Source organism: Mesorhizobium sp. WSM4820 (genome assembly GCF_055811075.1).
On the sequence record NZ_JBVVQN010000005.1, the window covers coordinates 38867 to 61007 of the forward strand.

Genomic DNA, 22141 nt, shown 5'->3' on the forward strand with positions numbered 1-22141 from the left:
GCTTCGTCGTCAGATGCCGCCGCCGCTATCGTATTGGTTTTCGGCAATGTCGCGCTCGTTCAGCCAGAGTTCCAGGGCCTCTACCATCTCCTCGGCCGACTTGCCGAGTGTCTTGAGATGGATTTCGGGATTTTCCGGGGCTTCATACGGTGAATCGACGCCGGTGAAATTCTTGATTTCGCCATTCAACGCCCGCGCATAGAGGCCCTTCGGATCGCGTCTGGCGCATTCCTCAAAGGGTGTGTCGACAAACACCTCTACGAATTCACCGCTGGCCATCAATTCCCTGGCCATGCGCCGCTCGGCGCTGAATGGCGAAATGAAGGAAACAATGACGATCAGCCCGGCATCGGCCATCAGGCGCGCCACTTCGGCCACCCGGCGAATGTTTTCGACGCGATCGGCGTCAGTGAAGCCAAGATCGCGATTGAGCCCGTGGCGGACATTGTCGCCATCCAAAATGTAGGTGTGGCGGCCGGTGGCGAACAGCTTCTTCTCGAAAAGGTTGGCGATGGTCGACTTGCCCGAGCCAGAGAGCCCGGTGAACCAGAACACTGCGGGCCGCTGGTTCTTCAGATCGGCGCGGCCGTGCTTGCCGACATCGAGCGATTGCCAGTGGATGTTCTCGGCGCGGCGCAGCGAATGCAGGATCATGCCGGCGCCGACCGTGGCGTTGGTGATGCGGTCGATCAGGATGAAGGCGCCGGTCGTGCGGTTCTCGGCGAAAATATCGAAGGCGATCGGTGCCCGCGTCGAGATGTTGCAAATGCCGACCTCGTTCATTTCCAGCGACTTGGCCGCCTCATGGGCAAAATCGTTGACGTTGACGCGGTATTTCAGGTCGGTGACGGTGGCGCTGGTCTGATCGGTCTCGGTCCGCAGGATATAGGAGCGGCCCGGCAGCAGCGCGTGCTCGTCGAACCAGACGATGTTGGCGGCGAACTGGTCGGCGACCTGCGGCCGCGCCGCCGGCGACACCAGCATGTTACCGCGCGAGACCTCGACCTCGTCGTCGAGAACAAGGGTGATGGCCTGGCCCGCCACCGCCTGGCTCAGATCGCCGCCATGCGAGACGATCCGCCTGACATGAGCGGACTTGCCGGATTTGGCGACAACGACCTCGTCGCCCGGTGCGACCGAGCCGGAGGCGATCGTGCCGGCAAAACCGCGGAAATCGAGATTGGGGCGGTTCACATACTGCACCGGAAAACGGAACGGCAGTTCGACAACGGCTTCATCGACTGACACGGTTTCCAGATGTTCGATCAGCGTCGGGCCGGAATACCATTCTGTTTTATCGGAACGGCCCGTAACGTTGTCGCCATAGCGGGCCGACATCGGAATGGACACGATCGACTGGAAACCGAGTTCACGTGAGAACTGCGCGTAGTCTGCGACAATCCGTTCGAACACCACCTTGTCGAAGCCGACGAGATCGATCTTGTTGACGGCGAGCACGATGTGCCGGATGCCAAGCAGCGAGGCGATGATCGAGTGGCGCCTTGTCTGGCGCAGCACGCCCTGCCGGGCGTCGATCAGGACGATGGCCAGATCGGCGGTCGACGCGCCCGTCGCCATGTTGCGGGTGTATTGTTCGTGGCCGGGTGTGTCGGCAACGATGAACTTGCGCTTTGGCGTGGCGAAAAAGCGATAGGCGACATCGATGGTGATGCCCTGCTCGCGCTCGGCCTCGAGGCCATCGACCAGCAGCGCGAAATCGACGTCGTCGCCCGTCGTCCCGTGCTTGCGCGAATCACGCTCGAGCGCGGCAAGCTGGTCCTCGAAAATCTGCTTGGTGTCCGAAAGCAGGCGCCCGATCAACGTCGACTTGCCGTCGTCCACGGAACCGCAGGTCAGGAAGCGCAGCAGCGATTTTTGTTCTTGCACCGCCAGATAGTCGCGAATGCCGTCGGTGGGGGCGAGGCTCTCGGCCGTGATGTGGCGCATGCTCAGAAATACCCCTCGCGCTTTTTCTTTTCCATCGAGCCGGCTTCATCACGGTCGATCAGGCGGCCCTGCCGTTCGGAGGTGCGCGCCGTAAGCATTTCGCCGACAATGGCCTCCAGCGTGTCGGCGGCCGATTCGATCGCACCGGTCAGCGGATAGCAGCCGAGCGTGCGGAATCGCACCAGCCGGTTCTCCACCGTCTCGCCGGGACGCAACTGCATGCGTTCGTCATCCCTCAGAATGAGCATGCCGTCACGTTCGACGACCGGCCGCTGCTTGGCGAAATAGAGCGGCACGATCGGGATGTCTTCCTGGAGAATGTACTGCCAGATGTCGAGTTCGGTCCAGTTCGACAACGGAAAGACCCGGATCGATTCACCGGTCGCGATGCGGGTGTTGAATATCTTCCACATCTCCGGCCGCTGGTTCTTCGGATCCCAGACGTGCTGGGCATTGCGGAAAGAGAAGATCCGCTCCTTGGCGCGCGATTTCTCCTCGTCGCGTCGCGCCCCGCCGAAGGCTGCATCGAAGCCGTATTTGTCGAGCGCCTGGCGCAGCGCCACGGTCTTCATCACATGCGTATGGGTGTTGGAGCCATGGTCGAAGGGATTGATATTATTGCGCACACCATCGCCGTTGACATGGACCAGGAGATCGAAGCCGAGCTTTTGCGCCATCTGATCGCGAAAGGCGATCATCTCGCGGAATTTCCAGGTCGTGTCGACGTGGAGAAAGGGAAAGGGCGGCTTGGCCGGATAAAACGCCTTCATCGCAAGATGCATCAGCACCGAGGAATCCTTGCCGACCGAATAGAGCATGACCGGCTTGGCGAAGGTCGCCGCAACCTCGCGAAAGATATGGATGGATTCGGCTTCAAGCCGCTGCAGATGCGTAAGCGCGATGTTCATGGACTTTAAGCGTTCTCTCGTGCCGGCCGGATCTTGCATCGATGCATCAGGCGCAATTTTTCAGCGGCCCGGATCAAGCTTCACTTCTGGTTTTCGTGCAGGCGTTCTAGCAGATCGCCATTATCTATAACAATGCAAGACAGACCTGCGCTGGAGTGGTTCGAGAATGAATTTTCCACGCAGGGACCAGAACCCGGAAATTCCTGCCCAGATCGCAGGGCCATCGCCAGGATGGCGCTAGGACGGCGTTCCAATGGGAACAAGTAACTTTTCACCGTTGTGGTCGATCTCGATCAATTCACTCTTCTGGCGGGCTGCAAATCCTTTGTGGAAGATAATGGCGTTCATGAAGGCAAACGTCATTGCAAGCGCCTCGGTCCGCAACGGATAATCGACGAGTGAATGAATGAGAAGAAAAAACACGGAGAGAAACGCCGCCTTTTGAAGGGGATCGCGACGAACTCTAGCAAGCGCCATGAAAAGAATCACGAAATAAAGCGCCATCAATAGAACAGCAAGAACTCCGCCTTCGAAAGCGATTTCAAGATACTCGTTGTGAGCATGATTTACATATTGCCTGAAAATCATCCCTTCCTTTTCATATATCTGGTAGGCCTTTTGAAAATTTCCAAACCCAACGCCGGCTGCCCAATTCTCTTTGATCCCCTCAATGGTGGTGCGAGCAATCTCTCCTCGCCCGAAATCCGGGTCAATCGCTTCGGCCTCGATCTTCGTCCATGCGCCTATCGTAAACACTGAAAGTGCTATGAAAACGGCAACAATGCTGAGTCCACTCACCCTGGAACGCGTTGAAAGAAAGACTATGGACAGCACGGTGATCGCTAATCCGATCAGAACGCCGGCACGCGAACCGACAGCCAAAAGGAGCAGCAAAAGCGTGGCCAGCCCGAGCGATCCCGACAAAAGATGTCCTCGGAACAGACCATAATAAACGACGAAGGGGATAGACACGAAAAGCAATGCTGCAAAATGATTCTCGTTGGCAAAAAGCCCGGCGTTTATCGTGAACGGCAACAATCCCTTTATGGCAATGTCGTCCGAGAGCGAATATTGAATCGCGCCTGCCAAGCCGTTACAGATAACACCCATAAAAAAGAACGGCAGAAGCGCAGGGACTTGCTCGGCACGCAAACGCAAAACGCTCAAAAAAAACGCCGCCAACGCCACCAGATACAACAGACATTCGATCGTCCGTCCAACGCCGACACTGACGAAACGAAATTCGGATTCCCCTACAAGCTCGGAGTCTGCGAGCAGCAGTTCCGGTCGCAATCCGCTGAATATCGCCGCAGGCAACGGAATGATCTGCAGAACGGCCAGCGCCACAACGAAGATAAGCAGCCACAGAACGGAATGGGGCGTCCTTTGGCCAGAGGCCTGTGAAAAGACCGCCGCTGCCGAGACAATTGCCGCAACCTCGATCAGCGTGTCCGTGTAAAGCCCGCTTGCAGTGCCGCCGCCGATCAGCAGCGCTATAAACAGAACCGATCCGAGGAGATATTTATCCCATTCCGATGGCCGGTCGCTCAAGATGAAAGTCTCTCGATGCTCAATTTGTGCATTACCAATGTGCCGACATAGCGAAAGCGCCAGCTCTCGGCAATGGCGGCAGTTTCCAGCTTCAATAATTGCATGGGGCACCCAGTCGGCCCAACCGAAAACTCCTGACTGAGCGCCTGACGATTGTATGTACCGTCCGGTATATGGAACCGCGCTATTTCGCCAGCAGGCCCCACACACCTGATCGACCAGAACAACTCCTTTGGAAGCTTCAGGTTTCTTGCAGACGCAACCAGAGAAACCTTGTAGGAGCCAGGAGGCAGTTGGATATACTGCTGAAGCGCTGCGTTCTTGACCGGCGTATTCAGGAAGCGGACCGTCGCCCCCCCCTCACCTTCAACCGCATTTTGAGCCGTTGCAAGCGTAACTTCGAGACCCGACTGATCGCCGACCTGCCAATCAAAAGGTTTGCCGCTGGATAGAGGCTCAAATGCGCTGTTGAAAATGTATCCGCCCAATTTCCGTTCTTGATCGGACAGACTGAAAAGAAACAACCGATACGCTTGTTCATATTTTTTCTGACCAAAATAGCTGTGGATCAGATAGGACACCTCGCTCGAGTTTGGTGGCGCACTTGACCCAGTCAAATCGAGCAGCAACCGATTTGCGAAATCGAGCCCGTCGGGGGTTTTCCCCAGCGTGACCAACAGATTGGACCTCCAGGGCGCCGCGGCCCTGATGGCTGCCAGCACAGCCTGATATCCATCGGGATTCGAGAGGATTGTCGGCAGCCCCTCGGCGATCGCCGCAAATTGATCTGGCCATCGCCGCAGCAAAATATCGATCTCGCGGACGGCCCCGGACAGATCGCCTATTTCGATGGAGCGGCCTATTGACCTCTGGAGCGCGAGGATTTCGGTCTTGGATAAATTTCGAGCTTGATCGAAAAACTCATAGGCCTGATCTTTTTCACCCTTCCGGTACTTGATCTCGCCGATCAGGCTGTAGAGACGTGCGTCCGCAAGGTCAAAGCGAAGCGCGCTTTCGAGCTTGGCAAGCATGGCGTCGAGATCGGGAGCATTGCTTGTATCGTTCAGGTCGTGAGTAATCTCGCCTATCAAGGCATTGACGTTCAACGGGTCCAGCGCGAGGGAAACGGTTGGCGTTTCGGTTTCAAGAAACCGACTTAGCCCGATCGACGAAGCCGCCAATACTAGAACGGATGCGGCGAACCAAACGCCTGAACGCCGGAGATTTTGCATAAGCGGGCTGGTCTGCTCCGTCATCGACTTTGCCCTCAAGCTTCGGGGTGCCATAGTCGTAATACTGGTAGTTCATGTATTTGTAGGCGTAGTTGTAATCGAACTTGTTCACTGCAAACTTCGACATCGCGGCTCCGACCACATTCGCGCCGGCGGCCCGCAAGCGCTTCAACGCTGTCTTCGCCGACTTGCGCGTGACCTGGTTGGTAGAAATGACCATCAATGTGCCCTCGGCAAGCCGGCTGAGGATGGGCGCATCTGAAAGGCCGACGACCGGCGGGGCATCGATTATGACAAGGTCGAAGCGCTTGCCGAGATTGGTGATGATCAGCGCCATCTTTGGTGAAGAGAGAAGGTCCGCGGGGTTCGGCGGGATCGTTCCGGAAGTCAGGACGGTCACATTGGGATATTTCGTCGCCCTGAAAATGCTTGCCAGATCCTCCTTGCGGACGGTGTTCGTCAAGAGATTGCTCAGGCCAATCGTGTTGTCGAGTCCAAACAGCCGGTGAAGGTTGGGTTTTCGAAGATCGCCGTCGACAATGAGAACCCTGGCACCGAGCGCGGCAAAATCCTGTCCAAGCTTGAACGAGGTGGTCGACTTGCCCTCGGAGGGTTCCGAACTCGTGACCAGCAACGATCGCGGCGCGCCTTCGGCCCCGGAAAACTGAAGCGATGTTCGAAGCGAACGGTAGGCCTCGGACAGTCCTGATTTTGGGTCGGCGATGCTGGCCATGAGTTCCCGGTCATCGACAAGCGGCAGGATGCCGAGCATCGCCAATCCCAGTTCCTTTTCGATCTGCTCAGGATTGGTGAAGGTGTTGTTCAACAACTCGATGATGTAAATAATTGACGCGCTGAGCGCCAGGAAAAGAGCCAGAGCGACCGCAAGATTGATAGTCAATCGTGGAGAATAAGGGCGATTGGGCAGCGTCGCGAAATCGACGATTGCGGCACTTTGTGTCTTGAGCTCCGAGCTCACGCCGACCTCGTTCAACTTGGCAATCAAATTGTCATATTGCGAGCGGTTCGAATCGACTTCTCGCTTCAAGATTGTGTATTTAATGTTTTTATCGTTGAAGATGACTTGCTGCATCTCCATCTCGGCAAGTTTTGCCTTAAGGTCGGCTTCCTTGTTCTGAGCCTCCTGGTATTTCTGCCGCAGTGAATCGGTTATCGTCAAAACGCCGTTGTTATAAAGCCGCTGCAGTTCCTTGATCTGCGCCTGAAGCTGCTGCATCTCTGGAAAACCGGGCTTCAATATACCCAACTTCTGCTGGTATTGGCTGGTCAAATCCGACAGCTTCTCGGTGATTTTCTGCAGACCTTCGCTCTCCAGAACTGGGCCGAGACTCGATCCGCGGCCCTTGTCTATCTGGTCCACCATCCGTCCGGCATCGAGACGTTCCTGGATTGCTGTCGCGAGCGCGGTGTTGAGAGTCTCAATGTTCGACCCTATCAGCGATTTTTCTTCGCCGGTTATCGTGATGCCCGCATCCTTTGCATAGGCGACGAGTTCCTCTTCGGACTTCTGAAGCTTTTGCTTTACCTGCAAGACCTGTTCTTGGATGAATTGCCGCGCCAGGTCGGACGTTTCGCTGGTTTGATCGAGGCGCTGGTCGATAAAACTTTGCGCAACTTGATTGGCTATATCACTTGCATATTTCGGGTTCTGGTCGACAAACGCAATCGACAGCAGGCTTGTGTTCGTGACAAGAGTGACCGTGAGGTCATTCATAACCCGACCTATCGCAATTTCCTCACGTTCCTCCGGCGTTTTCTCCTCTATGGAAGGCGATTTGGAAATTCCGAACGCACGATAGAAAATGTTGCTAGGCGAGAAATTCGGGGTCGGGAACAGGAAGTCCGGCTTTTCGCTAAGCCCCAGTTGGAACACCACGCGCTGCGCCAAAGCCCGGCTCTTCAGCTTTTCCCGAGCGGTTTGAAAGGCGCGCATGTCGCTGGTTTCAGAAACCACCTCAATGTCCTGAAACACCTTGGCGGACGGAACCAGCACTTCCAATTGCGTTGTCGCCCGATATTTTGGCGTCTGCATCATGGTTACGACGACGCCAGCAACAAGTCCGCCCGCTACCATCATCAGTATCAGCCACCGATACTGGACAGCGTAAAACAACAGTTTGAGTGGATTGAAGCGCTCGTCCTGCTCGGAGTGATCGCGACCATAGGGGTTATAGTTTTGCGCACCGTCATAATACAGGTCGGCAGACAAGGCTTGGCCATGTCCGGGGCCTGCAATTTGATGCTGTCGATTGCGATCGAGCATTGCGTGACAACCTTGGGTTTGTCTCTGGGCTTAATTTTAACCGGCCGTGATTTACAATCCCGGGACGACCGCAATTCTGGCTGCACTCGAGGCGACGCCGAGGGCGTCCTTGAGGTTGTTCATGGCAATTTTCGATTTCGAGGCGAAGACGACAATCTTGTCGCCACCATAGATGCGTGGGTTGCGGCTCTTGCCGGCGCGAATCTGCTCCACATTGTAATTTGCGACCAGAGTATTTTGGCCGACATTGCGATAGACAAAGACCTTTTTCGCATCGCCAACAGCATTGAACCCTCCGGCAAGGGCGATCGCATCGATGAGAGACGAATTGCTCGACACCGGAAAAATACCAGCCTTGGTGACTTCGCCGTCGACGGTAATGCGCTGTCCGATCGATTCCTTGACGAAGACCGACACATCGGGCGACTGCAGATAGTTGGCGCCGTAGGCCGTTTCGATTTCCTGCTCCAGCTGACGGACGGTCTTCCCAGCCGCGGTGACGGTTCCGATAAGTGGAAGCGAAATTTGTCCGCCAGCGTCGACTTGAACGGTTCTGTTCAGATTGTCGACCTGGAACACATTCACATCCAGCACATCGTTAGGCGACAAAGGCTGCTCGTTGCCGTTCTGGCTGTTTTGCGCAGGCAGCTCCTTTACGACCTGCAGGGCGCCGCCGCTGGAAAGCGGCGCCGACGATGACGTCAGTTGCAGCGCATCGACCGATGTCGGCGAAGACGATGATGTCGTTGACGAGGTGCTCGTGCAGGCAGACATCGAGAGCGAAGCGAGCAAGGCACATATCGCGCCTGTATAATTTTTTGCGAAATGAAACACACCCATTACGCTGCCCCACCCTTCAACAGGCGACCCAATCCTGCAAAGCGACCGACGTTGCCGGGGCTTGGCTTTTTCGAGCGTGCCTTTCCGACCGGCTCGAGGGGCCGGTTCGCCAATATTTCGCCTGGGCGTTTCAACACCATATTGCGGGCCTCATCTTCCCCACATCGCTTCGCGGCAACGGCAACCGCCTGCGAAAGCCCAGGGCGACGGCGGGTGGCGCCGTGGGCGTCCGAAGCGATAATATCTACCCTACCCTCGTCAATCAGCTTTTCCGAATAGTAAAGCGCCGTGCGTCCAAAAGCACCAACAATCGAGTCTGCGGTAAGTTGAATTAGGCAACCCACTGCATTCAAGTTCTCAACAGTTTCGTAATTTGCCTTGATCCATGTCAGCCGCTCAGGATGGGTAAGAATCGGAACGAACCCGGCGTTTATGAGGCGCAGAGCGAAATCTTCCAGCCTTGGCGGCAGAACGTGGTGCGGCGGCTCGAATAAAAAATAGCGAGATCTGTTCAAGGTCGGCACGCTGCCCAGCGCCAATTGCTCCGGCAGATCCGGAGCTATATGCACGTCGGCGCCAACGTAAAGCGCAAGCGGTATTGCGGCACTGCGCAGCGCCTGTTCCAATTCTTGAACTGCGCGGGCGATATTTGCCGATCCGTTTTCGTACATGCCTGGCACGATATGCGGCGTACATGCCATATGCGTCGTTCCATCGGCCACCGCCAGCCGCGCCATTTCCAGCGATTCAGCAAGACTGGGCGAGCCGTCGTCAAGACCGGGCAAGATATGGGAATGCAGGTCGATCATGGGTGGCCGCGCTGAAGCAAACTGACGACTTCTCCCAACCGAAAGGCAAAAGCGCCACCCGCACCTGAGCGAATGACGCATTTGTCAAGGTCGTGCAATACGGAAGGATTCAAGCTATTCGCTGACAGCGTGCAAACCAATTATCAGCACTGCCGCACCACCCGTCACAGTGCCTCCCGGCGAGACGAATCCGCCCACGACGGAGCGCATTCAGGTTCGACTCAGGTGATAGAGCGGTATGGTTGACGGATTCCATCAATATCCCGACTCGAGCCGCCGCGCAAAAGCTACACAGAGGCACCGGCCATACAATATAGCAGAGGTAGTCACATGGGTTCTGCTATATTGCCTACTGGGCGCCTTAAGGGCTGACCGGGCCGGCGTCGTCGCCGTCACCCTGCGTTGCAGCAAGGATACCAGCCGTACCAGCCATGCCCACAAAGATACCGAGCGGCACCCAGGACTGGTTTCCGCCCGCGCCAATCTGACCCGTATGCTCGGAACTCACGGCGGCAGCCGTCTGCTCGGAGCCCACAACTTTCAGGCAGATATTGTTCTCGACACGGGAAATGTCGAGACTTGAATTCGCAGGCACCTCCAGGTTGCAGCCACCGACATTAACGGAGGCAGCCCCCTTGGCACCGACCACTATGCGGCTGCCGAAATCCAGCGCATTTCCCGCTTTTGCCGGGCCATAGCCGGCGGCTTGCGAAACCATTACGTCGCCATTGGCGTGCCCTATGGAACCAATCGAACTCGCCGCTCCCTGATAGGGTGTCGTACAGGTGCAAGATGCATCCTGAGCGGACGCATCCTGAGCGAAAGACGAAACCGGGCCGAAACCGATCGAGGCGACAAATCCGGCCAACGCAACTTTTACAGTGAGGTTCATTCGTTTCGATCCTTTTTGTCCCGCCGCACCTCGGCCCCTCCCCAGGGCGAAGGTATTGAACAAGCGCGTAACAGCTTTTCGCTTTGATTCCAACCCGCTTCGCTTATGCGAGATGATTTTTTGGTTTCTCATGTGTTTCATTGGACACACTCGCTTGCCGGATTTGAATCTACCATTTTTCGTGCCGGCCCCCTGCGAAAATTGTTGGCAAGGCAAGTTTATTTCGTGGCGTTTGACCGTCATCGCGCCGATGCTTTGGTACAGGGATTATGGTCGACTCTGTTTGACGTGGGGTGTTATCGCACATTCTGTCTTTCGTTTTATGACACGCAGATGGCGAGAACTACGAACCCGACAAGCACGATTTGTAGGTCGAACCTGCCTGCGCCGGCTGTCCGCACAAGATGCCATTCTCGGCAAGTTTGGCGGCCAAATCCGCGCCATCGGACGTGAGGCATTGCACAACGACGGCATCACCAAACTTTGAGGCGACATTGCCGTCGCAAGGCGTCCCCATGCCGACCGGCTTGCAAGTCAGGGCGAGCCCCTGGTAGTCCCGCCGCGCCGCGTCCGTTACGATGGCACGCAGAGATTGAGGCTTGGTAAACGCCACGCCGCATAGCACAATTTTGCGGTTGCCGACGCGAAGATCATCGACCGCCTGGATGAAAAGCTTGCCATCAAACGGCTCTATCGCGGCTTGTGGCTTTGGGGGTGGGGGACGACGAGGCGCCCCTTTTTCCACGATGATGGCAAAGAAGCCAACCGCAAACGCCAGGGCAAGGAGTGCCAAAAAGCTTAATTTCTTGAACGACAAAAATCCTCACTCCCGCCGCTGCCAAGCATGTCTCTATCACTTCTGGCGGAGACGTCCGGACGACTTATCGTCGCCTGGCATCCATTTCAATCGAAGAAATTCCGTCAACTGCCCTATCGTGCTTCGCTGGCGGTGCTGTCAAGATATTGGGTCAGCGCGCAAACCAGATGATAAAAGATGCTTGCCGGCACATCGGTCGCCAGCGAGCGGCCTCGCTCGTCGATCCGGTCTATCCACAGGCCGAGCGGCGCCGGATTGATGTGCCAGCGGAACAGGCGGCCGACACGCGCTTCGATCTCGGGCTTGAGGTCGGGGCCGCCCGAACCGTCCAATGCAATCGCCGCCTTGATTGCTTCCGCCTGCGGCCAACTGCGCGAGACAAGGTCGAGCGGCAAGCCTTGCCGCGAGACGGCGCCATAGGCGAGGCCGGTGGCGCGATTGAGGCCGTTGGCGATGGCCGACGCATAGAGCTTTCTGGCAAAGCCGGCCAGGTCACTCTGGCCGCTGCGCCCGGTGAAGTCGACCAGCAGCGAGGCCCATTCGAAATGGTGGCCGGGTTCCGTCCAGGCACCTTTCTCGCCCTCCGCCGGCCTCCACTCGGCATCGAAATACTCGCCCAGCGTCCAGCTTTCCGGATCGAAGAAATGGCTGCGAAACAGATCGACGATGCGCGCGGCGCGACGAAGATAGGCGAGTTCGCCGGTCGCCTGATGCCAGGCCAGGAAAGCCTCGAGCAGATGCATGTGCGGGTTGGAACGGCGTTCGCCCACGCCGCTCGACGTTTCGAGAAAGCCGGTCATGCGGTGATCCTCGAGATGCGCGTCGAGGAACGAAAACGTTTCTTCGGCAAGCCGCAATGCATCAGGATTGCCGACCATATGGGCATGCGCCAGCGCCAGCAGCACGCAGGAATGATCATAGGCATCCTCGGCTGCGTCGGCCACCGTGCCGTCGACATTGAGCGTGCGCACCCAGCCGCCATTGTCGGTGCGGCCGTTCCTGGCCATGAATTCGAGGCCGTGGCCGATCAACCGATCGGCGGGCCCGTCCCAGCCGCGCGCCCTGGCGACAGCGAAGGCGTAGACTTGCCTGGCCATGGTGCGCATGCGCTTGGGCTTCTTCAGCGGTGTGGCGTCAAAGCCGAGCGCCTCGTGAAAACCGCCATGGCGCTCATCGACCCCGACCGTCGACCATAGCGGCACCGTCTCTTCAAACAGCCAGTGGTGCACACGACGGCGCCAGGCGCCGCTTTCGATGACGCGGTCGTCAGCGGGCGTGAACCTGGTTTCCAGCCGGCCGCTCTTTTCGAGCTGCTCGACGATCTTCTTGACGTTCTGGCTGCGGCTGACCGGGGCGACGAAGGTGGCATCGGCGGTCGAAACGATGGCAACGTCCTTCAAGCCAATGGCCGAGAGCAGGCGACTGTCGCTGCGGATGTAGGAGTTCTCGCAGTCGATGGCGACGACATCGCCGACGATGACATTGCCGTCATTGTCGGAGGGGCCGACATCGAGCAGCGATTGCCAGGAACCGAGATCGTTCCAGCGGAAGCCGGCCGGCACCATGGCGATATGGCTGGCGCGCTCCATGATCGCATAGTCGATCGACGTCGACGGAATGGCGGCGTAGAGTTCCAGAGGCATATAGAGACCGGAAAGATCTGACGTCGCTGCCTGATAGGCATTTTCGGTGGCCTTCCAGATTTCGGGCTCGAAAGCCGTGAAGGCGTCGCGCATGGCGCTGGCGCGAAACAGGAAGATGCCGGTGTTCCAGTAGAAGTTGCCGGCCGCCAGATAGCTCCGCGCGGTCGCGAGGTCCGGTTTCTCGACGAAACGCGAGACATCGCAGATGCCATCCTTCTCGCCGGCGATCTCGATATAGCCGTAACCGGTTTCGGGGTGGCCGGGCTTGATGCCGAATACCACCAGCCGGCCGGCACGCGCCGCCGCGGTGCCGTTTTCCACGCTCTGCCAGAATTGTCGCGCGGTCGTGATCTCATGATCGGACGGCACCACCAGCACCAGGCTGTCGCCAAATTCGGAGAGGGTTCGCAGGGTCGCCAAGGCGACGGCGGCGGCGGTGTTGCGTCCGGTCGGCTCGAACAAGGGGCCGCCGCCGGAAAGGTCGATGCCGGCGAGATCGGCGTGGACGCGATCGGCATGCCGCTCCGAGGCAATCAGGAAGACCGGCGTTTCGCCGTCCGGCCGCGCCGTAAGCCGCCGCAACGTCTTGACCAGCATCGAGCCATCGCCGGAAAAATCATGGAACTGCTTGGGATTGTCCTCGCGCGACAGCGGCCACAGCCGTGAGCCAATACCGCCGCTCATGACAAAACTGACGATCCGCTCGGTCATGGGGTAACACCTCCGGCATTTTCGAACAAAGCAAGGAGCGCTGCGGCATAGTCTCGGCGGCGCATTTGTTGCCGACTTTGCAGCACGGCGACACTGTCGCGGGCCAAGCGGGGGCGCCGCCCAGCTTCGAGGAGACGCTGTGCCAGCGCTTTCGCGCTATCGGGTGCGAAGAAGAGCGATTCCGGCGCCTGCTCGCGATGCAGTGGAATGTCGGACAGCAGCATCGGCGTGCCCAGCGACTTCGCCTCCTCGACCGTGGTCGACCACCCCTCGAAGTGCGAAGGGTTCAGGAGATAGTCCGCGACACCGATCAGGGCGACGACATCGTCATAGGGAATCAAGCCAAGATGTCGAAAATGGCTTCCGAGTCCATCTGTTTCAGCAAGGCCCATCAGACGCTTGAAAAACGTCGGATCGCGGGGATCCGTGGTGCGGCCGGAGAGGATTACCGGCGGCAAGGAGGCCAGCGCTCCGATCTGGTTTATATGCTTCAATGCCTCTATGACCAGCCTGTGGTTCTTGTGGACCCAGAACTGATTGGGGAGAAAGAAGAAACGCTCGGGCAGCCCATGCGCCTGGCGCGCCTCATCGGCACGCGCCAAAATGGCGCCTGGATCGAGATCGATAGCGAAGCGTACGACGGCGGTCTTGTTGCGCGAGGCTGGATAGAATGTTTCGCAGTCCGCCAGCGCATCCCCACTCGAGAGCATTATGGTGCGATTTCCCGACGTCTGCAGGCGGTAGCCGAGATCCCTGCGCCACCAGGCGCTACGCGGAAAGAGGTGCGGCAGGCGACGGTGCTGGAAATCCGGAATCCAGGAAACGACCGGTATTGGAAACCGGTTGCCGAACCACTGGGCGACTTCAAAGACAACATCGATACCTTGCACAGCGACAAGGTCCGCGAAGGCACGGTCACTTCCGCCAGCGAGTGCGATCAGCCCTCGCCTGCCGAGGCCGGCGCCCGTGACCCGGTTATCAACGAGAGCGGGTGCGGCCAACATATGATCGAAGGACGCGCCAATGCTTGAATGCTGCTCGGGTGTGAGAAACAGTTTCGCCTGCACCTTGCCACGCAGCTCGGAGGCGATGACGCTCAGCATGTTGCGTAGATAGGACTCGCCGCCTGACCACGCTCCGCGGCCGATGAGAGTGAAGCCGACGGTAATCAAGGCGCGGAGCGTCGCAAATGGCCGACCGGCTCGGCGAGAATTTCAGCGCGATACCAATCGACGTAGCCAGCAATGCCCCTGCTGAGCGGCACCCGCAACTGAAGCCCCTCCGGGACGCCGGATGGATCCGAGATCAGATTGACAGGGTCGCCCCGACGGGACTTTCCAGAAAACGAGAGGCGATGGTTCCCTCCCCAGGCCTCCAGAACCATGCTGGAAATCGTGCTGACGGGTGCAGCAGCGCCCGCACCGCCGTTATAGATGGCGAAGCGCGGTTCGCCGGCAGGCAAAATGTGATGGATCAACCGCACAACGTCCGAGATATGGTGCCAATCCCTCATTTCCGTACCCGTGCCGCCAAGCACAATGTCGGTTTCGCCTGCCGCGAGCCTGCCGCAGAGATCCCAGAGCAGTTGCTTGCGCAATCCTTCTCCATAGACCGAAAAGAGGCGAGCCACCGAGACCGGCTGGCCGTATGCGGCACAATACGACCGGCCAAGCTCCTCAACCATTCGCTTGTGATGACCATAAGGTGAGTACGGCTCGAGTGCGGCATCGACGCTGATGGGGCCGAAGTGGCCGCCGCCATAGACGGCGGCGGAGGACGCCAGAACGACTGAGGCATCGGGTGCGTGGCGACGCAGGAAATCGAGGACACAAGCCGCGGAAACGACGCTTTGTTCAAAATCCTTCAGCGGATCGGCAATCGACTGCCCGACGGTAGCGCCGCCTGCCAGATGGTAAACGGCTGCCGGGCGGCCGTGTACGGCGAGAGCCGCGTCCATCGTTTGCGCGGTCACTCCGCCGGAAAAGAATGCGCCGCCGCCGGTCGTCGCCGCGAACCCAGGGGCTTCGCTTCGGCCGAAGCCGAGGACATGATGGCCTTCTCCGGCAAGAAATCGCGATAAATGCAGGCCAATGAAGCCGCCGGCTCCAGTCACCCAAACAGGCCTCGCCTCTTTCAGCTGCGCCACCAGATCAGCCCTTCCCTTGCTTGTAGCAAAGGAAAGAGACCAGGCGCCCAGGCCGGCGGTCCAGCAATGCCGCTGCTCGGGCAACGGCACCGAAAGGCAGTGGGAACAGGGCCGCGCGGACCAGCCCCGACACTGGGCCGAAGACTGCCGCGAGCCTTTCGCGAATTTCGGAGGCCGTCATCGGGTCATAGTTCACAACCGATTGGAAAGAGTTTATTTCGCGATCGATCGTAAGCCCCGCCCCCTGCAACGCAGCGCGGTAGGCCGCCAGCGTGAAAGCGTTCTCCCCGCCGTAGAGGTGATGCAGCGGATGAGAGCGCAGAAACGGTTCCAGCTGCTGCGGCCCGGATATCACATGGTCGCGCAATGACAGGAACGTCGCGCCCTCGCGAGAGAGGCGCGCAACCTCACCGCAGAACGCCGGAAGATCATGCGCGTGATGCAGCACTTGCCTGGCGACGACCAGGTCATAGCCGGCGGCGGTCAACGGGATAGCCTCGCCGAACGCTTCGATCACATCGATGCGCGTGCCTGTTTTGTCGGCAAGCGTCCGGATTGCGGCGGCACCGACAAGGGCGCTGGGATCGGGCTCGACGGCGGTTACCGACCAGCCCTCGCGCGCCAGGGCATAGGAGAGGATGCCATTGCCGGCGCCAAGGTCGAGAGCACGGCCGACCTTGCGCGGGATCATGCTGCGAACCGCATCGAACTCTGCGCTTTCATGATAGCGCTGCGCGGCCACGACCGGATCGTCGAAATAGGCGGCGCGGGCGAGCTCTTTCATCGAAGGCTCGCTCATGCACCAGCGGACGGCGTCTTCCCAAGTCATGGCCGCTTCAGGCATCGAGAGAAACCATATGCTGGATCAATCCCCGTGGTTTTCCGGCAACAACTGCGTGAGGCGGCACGTTCTTGGTCACGACGATCTCGCTCTCCCGTCGATTTCTCGAAAACGCCCACAACAGCCGCCATCAATGCTCAGCTCGACGAGCGCGACAACGCTTTCGCGTCACAGGCTTGCATGCTTTCCCGTCCGTCATTCAAGGCAGGTTGTTTCCGGCGCTCGTGAGAGGTAATACGCTGCCCATCGCCTCAAAGCGGCACATCGTCGATCACACTTTGGCCAGGACGTTGTTCTGGCGAACAGCTACGCTACCGTCTGTTGCCTCGTCAAGTTCAGATCACGAGAATTCGAATCGCGCGAATTTCGTCCGCGCAAAACGCCCTTGCACCCCTTACCTGCATTGAGTTTCTCTCGCTCCCAGCGGTCCCGTCCGCAGATGACAATTATCGCAGCAGCTTGGAGTAGCGCCCCGGCTCTGGTTCTTTTATAGACGGGGACCAGCCCCGGGGACCCTGAACCTTCAACATGCACACCAGAGTCGGAAGCGCGGATTCGCACCTCATTGGCTATCGGGCGGACGTCGACGGGCTGCGCGCCGTCGCCGTCATATCAGTGATTGCATTTCACCTGTCGAGGTCATGGCTGCCGGGAGGATATCTGGGCGTCGATATCTTTTTCGTGCTCTCGGGGTATCTGATCACGCTGATCTTGTGGCGCGAGGCGCTCAAAGGGCAGTTCTCGATTATTCGCTTTTATGAACGTCGCGTCCGCAGGATCATGCCGGCCCTCGTGCTGCTGCTGTTCTTCACCACCTTGGCCGCCATTGCCCTATTGCTGCCTGCCGACCTGATCGGCTACGGCAAGAGCATGCTCGCCACGCTCGGCTTTGTGGCCAACATCCATTTCTGGCGCGATACGGATTATTTTTCGAGGGCCGCCGAGGCGAAGCCGCTGCTGCACGTCTGGTCATTGGGCGTCGAGGAACAGTTTTATATCATCTTTCCCCTGTTGATTGCAGCATTAGCCCGGTTCTGGCCGCGCGCCACCTTTCCCGCAATCGCCATGCTCACGCTTCTGTCCCTGGCGGCCAATATCCTGGCCCTCAAAGTCGGCGGCGCATCGCCGGCGTTTTTCCTGCTGCCGACCCGGGCCTGGGAGCTTGGGGCCGGCGCCATGGCCGCACTTCTGCCGCTCCGCCTGATGCCGCTAGGAGCCGTTGCCGGCCTGCTCGGATCCATCGGAGCGGCCGCAATTGTCATCGGCGTTGTCAGCCCCCTGCAGAAATACGGTGCCATTCCCGTCGCCCTGCCGGTGGTGATCGGCACGGCATTGGTGATTGCCGCCGGCCAAGGCAAGCAATCGCCCATCAGCCGATTGCTGGCGTTCGGTCCGCTCACCTTTGTCGGTTTGATCTCCTACTCGCTCTATCTCTGGCACTGGCCGTTCATCGTCTTCTCGCAATACTACCTGGTCCGTGATCTCAATCTCGGCGAGATGGCGGTTGCCGTCGCCGGCATGACGATCTGCGCCATCCTCTCCTGGCGATTTGTTGAGCGTCCCTTCCGCAGCAAAACCATCGCGGCACGAACCGTGTTCCTCGCCGCCGCCGGCGGGGCCGCGGCGCTCGCGGTGGCGGCGTCGGTGCTGATCTGGTCGAACGGGCTGCCCGGCCGCATGAGCGGCGAGGCAGCCGCCATCAATGCTGCCGTCGGCACCAATTATCGCTGCCCGGTCTCGAATTTCCTGCGCCTGGGCCAGTCGCGCGCCTGCGTGCTCAACCTGCCGTCGCGCAATCCCGCCGATGCGAAAATTGTCCTGCTCGGAAATTCGCATGCTCAGATGTATGCGCCCGTCTGGGACTCCATCTTCATCGAGGCGGGCCTGCCCGGCCTGCTGGTTCCGGCCAATGGCTGCCTGCCGACGGTGTCCGTCAATATCTCGCGCGAGTGCATCGCTGTCGCCGCCGGCAACCTGGCCGAACTCGGCAAACTGGCAAACACCGAGACCGTCATCCTAGGCTTGACGTGGGAACATGCCGCGGACGCGCTGGTCGATGCGGACGGCAAGACTGTCGACAACAGCAATGACCGGGCACTCGTCGGCGGGCTCGACGACCTGATCGACCGCCTGCGTGGGTTTGGCAAGAAAGTCGTCCTGATCGGCCCGATCGCCTATCCAGGCTGGGATCTTCCTTCCGAAATGAGCCGCGAGCTCGCCTTCGGCCGGCCGCTGGAAAAACCGGCCTCTCTGCCGGCCGGGGAATTCCAACGGCAATACGGGGCAATCATCCGGCACTTCGAGAGCCGGGGCGACATCGGCTTCGCGCGGCCCGACACCGCGCTGTGCGATTCAAGCCGATGCAACTATGTCCTGGACGGGCGATCCATGTTCGCTGACGCGAGCCACATCGCAAAAGCGGAATTGTTCCGCTTCCGCGCCATCTTCAGCGCGGCGCTGGCCTCGCAGCACTGAGCTTTCTGTATCGATGGTCAGGCTCTCCAAAAGGCCTTCACCTCGCCGCAATCTGTGCTTCTTGATGTCGGTGTTTCGTTTGCCGTGAGCACTGCCACCTATTTGCCGTCAGGCTGGCAACGAACGCTCGGTTCGGCCGTCATCTCGACCGGTGGATATCCGACCGGTGACCGCAGGCGCCGAATGCGGTGCGATTGCAGAAAGCGCGAGCCCCGCATGCCACCGGATGACAAATTCTCCCCCACCCGCCGCCACCTGCTGACAGGAGCGCTTGGAGCCGTGGCGGCCTTGGCGGCCGGATCTGCCGCCACCTCGCCCGTCGGTCAACTCGAGCGCCCCCAACCCGGATACCCGCACGCGCCAGGCGGCCTTGTCGTCTTCGGCGACGATGGAACGGACGTAGCCGCTTTTGTCAATGCCATGGCCCGGATCGCGGCCACGGGAGGTGGGACACTGATGTTCCGGCGCGGGGTCTACAACTGGTCGTCGACGGACCTGAAGGCCTTGGGCCATCCCGGGATAACGGTTCCGGCCAACTGCACCATCGACGGCAACGGATCGGTCATCAACATCACCGGGTCGGACCAGATCTACTATGTCTTCACCGCCACCGACGTCTCCAGGGTCGCCGTTGGCGATCTGAAGGTCATCGGGAATAGCGTATCGACCGGCTACAACGGCGGTGCATTCATGAAGTTCGCCCTCGGCCCGACCGCAACCGCCGGCATCGATTCTTTCAAGCTGGACACCGTCGAACTCCAGAACTTCAAGGCGCCGTGGTGGATATTAGTCTATAACGAGAGCCGCTCGAACCTCGAGATCCAGCACATACGCATCAACGGCCTGCGCGGCATTTCCCGGCCTGGCAATTCGCTGGACCCGGAGGATCTCGGCGCACACGCTGCCGTCATTGGCATCAACAGCGCAGCGTGGGAACCCGATGACGCCGCCCGGGCGATAGTCCGCGACGTGATTGTGACCGGCTTCTATGCTGAAGCCACACACATCAAGCAGGGCATCAACTTTGAAAGCAATGTCCGCGACAGCGAGATCCGCGGCGCCGTAGTCCACAATGCCGGTCTTGTGGGGGGCAAAGACGACACAGGCTGCTACGCGCTGATGGTCTATGGCGCGAACAACCGCAACATCCGCATCACGGATCCCGTTCTGATTTCACCGCGCGACAACGGGATCTATGCAGTCAACGGGTCAGGCCTGGCCATCACGAACGCAACGGTGCGCGGACAGACCAGCAACTCGGACCGGACTTTGCCGAAGGCCGGAATTTCCATCAACAGCGTCCGGGATGCCATGGTCTCCGGCGGCACTTTCAGCAACAACGTCACCGATCTCTATCTCGGCATTCGCGGCGCCGCGGCCAATGTCAGCGTCGAGGGCGTCGAATGCAACGGCGCGTCCAGGGCAGGCATCTGGCTGCAGGGATCGGCCGCCAATGTCGGTGGTGCAACAATCACCGGAGCGCGGGTCAATGCTGGTGAGACGGCGCGGGCACTGTATTCGCCGAATGACGAGATCCACTACGTCAACGAAGTCAGAATTTCCGACTGCGAGTTCGCCACCCGCTACATTACCGCAGTGGAAGTTTCGGCATCGCCCACGCCGGCTGCGAACTGGAGTTTCAGCAACGTGACCTGCACTGCACGCGGGACGCCGTTCCAAGCTTACCAATTCGGGGGGCAGATGACGATCAAGGGCATGCGGCTGGTGCTGTCGGATGGCGGAACGGAGGGCTACAGCGCGTTCCGCTGCTACGGCGCCGGCGCTATGATCGTCGACGGCCTGACGATCGCCGGCCAAAGGGAGGGCACCACGCTTGACACAAGGCGCTTTGTCGGATCGCTGATCAACGTGCGCTCCGAAAATTCGACCACCAGACCCCTCTCTGCTTCGGAAGGGACTAGCCGCCCGACATTCAAGGGCTTTCCAGGCGCCCGCATCCAGAACCTTACGCCGGAAGCGGACGGGTACCACGAGTGGCAATGGCAGGGCGGGGCCTGGGTCGAGAGTCGGTGACACTGCGATCCGCCTCCCCGACGTGACAGCCTGCCGCTTGATGTAGACGGGCCAACGCCTGTACACCGCCTTCGATCGAGGACGGATCCAATATGTCCCCCTCGACGGCCTCGGGCATCCTTACCGTCGAGGAAAAGACGGTTGGAGAACAATGCAGGACCGTTTTTTTGTTTCAGTCGGCGCTGGGTTCGGTCGAGGCCCGGCCAGGTCGAAATTGACAGATCACCACTTGCAAATCGGTCGCGGCTGTCTTTTGCTCGCGCGACAGTTGTCCCATGACTGTTGAATGGTTGGCGAACGGATGAACAAAATCGATCGGCGACGGCCGGAGTCCGAAACGGACGCCACCGTAAATGCCGCGCGGCTTGGAACGCGGTTGCGCCTCGCCCGCCAGACGCGGGGCATGACGCTGAAGACGCTGGCGACAGCTGCGCACTGCTCTGAAAGCCTTCTGTCCAAGATCGAGAACGGCAAGGCTTCGCCATCCCTGCCCATGCTTCACCGCCTGGTCGAAGCTCTGGAGACCAATATCGGCTGGATGTTCGAACAGGTCGACGATGACGAGGCGATCGTGTTCCGCGCAGGCGCGCGGCCATTGATCTCGCTCGACGCGCTGAGGCGCGGCGAGGGCATCTCGCTCGAACGCATCATTCCATATTCGCCCGGACACCTGTTGCAGTGCAACATCCATCATATCGAGGCAGACGGCGAGAGCGAAGGTCCCATCCAGCATGTCGGCGAGGAAGTCGGCTACGTGCTTGCCGGCCGGATCAAGCTGATCGTCGATGGCAAGAGCCATGATCTCGCCACCGGCGATGCGTTCGTATTCAGGTCGGAGCTGCCGCACCATTACCGCAACATCGGCAAGGAGAGAGCCAGCATTTTTTGGGTCAACACACCAGCGACCTTCTGACGGCTGCTGTGAGATCAAATTCGTTGACAAATATTCAAGTCTCTTGAATGTTTGCCTTGTGCCTGTAGCACCAATGGGCCAGCCTAACAGGATTGGCC

The 22141-nt window shown here is 59.2% G+C and carries 16 protein-coding genes; 3 read left to right on the plus strand and 13 right to left on the minus strand.

All coding sequences use genetic code 11. The features are described from left to right. Nucleotides 1-9: 9 nt before the first annotated feature. From cysN to AC0L2R_RS10030, 13 genes are all read right to left on the minus strand, one after another. A complete protein-coding gene (gene cysN / locus AC0L2R_RS09970; protein WP_473508661.1) occupies nt 10-1947 on the minus strand; it encodes a sulfate adenylyltransferase subunit CysN in 1938 nt (645 codons plus the stop codon). Between the two features lie 2 nt (nt 1948-1949). After that, nucleotides 1950-2855 (minus strand): sulfate adenylyltransferase subunit CysD, encoded by a 906-nt coding sequence (gene cysD / locus AC0L2R_RS09975; RefSeq protein WP_473508662.1) that lies wholly within the window; start codon nt 2853-2855, stop codon nt 1950-1952. A 237-nt stretch (nt 2856-3092) separates the two neighbouring features. Beyond that, entirely contained in the window at nt 3093-4406 is a 1314-nt protein-coding gene (locus AC0L2R_RS09980) for an O-antigen ligase family protein (RefSeq protein WP_473508663.1), read from the minus strand. Further along, a complete protein-coding gene (locus AC0L2R_RS09985) occupies nt 4403-5662 on the minus strand; it encodes a tetratricopeptide repeat protein (protein ID WP_473508664.1) in 1260 nt (419 codons plus the stop codon). Before AC0L2R_RS09985 ends, AC0L2R_RS09980 begins: the two co-directional genes overlap by 4 nt. Beyond that, entirely contained in the window at nt 5550-7922 is a 2373-nt protein-coding gene (locus AC0L2R_RS09990; protein ID WP_473508665.1) for a GumC family protein, read from the minus strand. Before AC0L2R_RS09990 ends, AC0L2R_RS09985 begins: the two co-directional genes overlap by 113 nt. A gap of 51 nt (nt 7923-7973) precedes the next feature. Next, on the minus strand, nt 7974-8714 hold the full coding sequence (locus tag AC0L2R_RS09995; protein ID WP_473508666.1) for a polysaccharide biosynthesis/export family protein: 741 nt from the start codon (nt 8712-8714) through the stop codon (nt 7974-7976). Between the two features lie 47 nt (nt 8715-8761). Further along, a complete protein-coding gene (locus tag AC0L2R_RS10000) occupies nt 8762-9571 on the minus strand; it encodes a tyrosine-protein phosphatase (protein WP_473508667.1) in 810 nt (269 codons plus the stop codon). A 361-nt stretch (nt 9572-9932) separates the two neighbouring features. Next, entirely contained in the window at nt 9933-10706 is a 774-nt protein-coding gene (locus AC0L2R_RS10005) for a hypothetical protein (RefSeq protein WP_473508668.1), read from the minus strand. A 100-nt stretch (nt 10707-10806) separates the two neighbouring features. After that, nucleotides 10807-11280 carry a hypothetical protein gene (locus AC0L2R_RS10010; RefSeq protein WP_287232607.1) on the minus strand — a complete coding sequence of 158 codons (474 nt, stop codon included), beginning with the start codon at nt 11278-11280 and terminating at the stop codon, nt 10807-10809. 113 nt (nt 11281-11393) lie between these two features. Then, complete coding sequence (locus AC0L2R_RS10015; RefSeq protein ID WP_473508669.1) at nt 11394-13634, minus strand: AGE family epimerase/isomerase; 2241 nt, start codon at nt 13632-13634, stop codon at nt 11394-11396. After that, complete coding sequence (locus AC0L2R_RS10020; RefSeq protein ID WP_473508670.1) at nt 13631-14806, minus strand: glycosyltransferase family 4 protein; 1176 nt, start codon at nt 14804-14806, stop codon at nt 13631-13633. The genes AC0L2R_RS10015 and AC0L2R_RS10020 overlap by 4 nt, the downstream gene beginning before the upstream one ends. Continuing rightward, nucleotides 14803-15864, minus strand: coding sequence for an NAD-dependent epimerase/dehydratase family protein (locus AC0L2R_RS10025; RefSeq protein WP_473508671.1), 1062 nt, complete (start codon nt 15862-15864; stop codon nt 14803-14805). Before AC0L2R_RS10025 ends, AC0L2R_RS10020 begins: the two co-directional genes overlap by 4 nt. Further along, on the minus strand, nt 15785-16609 hold the full coding sequence (locus tag AC0L2R_RS10030; protein ID WP_473508672.1) for a class I SAM-dependent methyltransferase: 825 nt from the start codon (nt 16607-16609) through the stop codon (nt 15785-15787). The genes AC0L2R_RS10025 and AC0L2R_RS10030 overlap by 80 nt, the downstream gene beginning before the upstream one ends. A 540-nt stretch (nt 16610-17149) precedes the next feature. On the opposite strand from AC0L2R_RS10030, the gene AC0L2R_RS10035 reads away from it, so the two are divergent. From AC0L2R_RS10035 to AC0L2R_RS10045, 3 genes are all read left to right on the plus strand, one after another. Continuing rightward, entirely contained in the window at nt 17150-19096 is a 1947-nt protein-coding gene (locus AC0L2R_RS10035) for an acyltransferase family protein (RefSeq protein WP_473508673.1), read from the plus strand. Between the two features lie 216 nt (nt 19097-19312). Beyond that, nucleotides 19313-21130, plus strand: coding sequence for a right-handed parallel beta-helix repeat-containing protein (locus AC0L2R_RS10040; RefSeq protein ID WP_473508674.1), 1818 nt, complete (start codon nt 19313-19315; stop codon nt 21128-21130). 301 nt (nt 21131-21431) lie between these two features. After that, nucleotides 21432-22043 carry a cupin domain-containing protein gene (locus AC0L2R_RS10045; RefSeq protein ID WP_128188114.1) on the plus strand — a complete coding sequence of 204 codons (612 nt, stop codon included), beginning with the start codon at nt 21432-21434 and terminating at the stop codon, nt 22041-22043. Nucleotides 22044-22141: the final 98 nt, after the last annotated feature.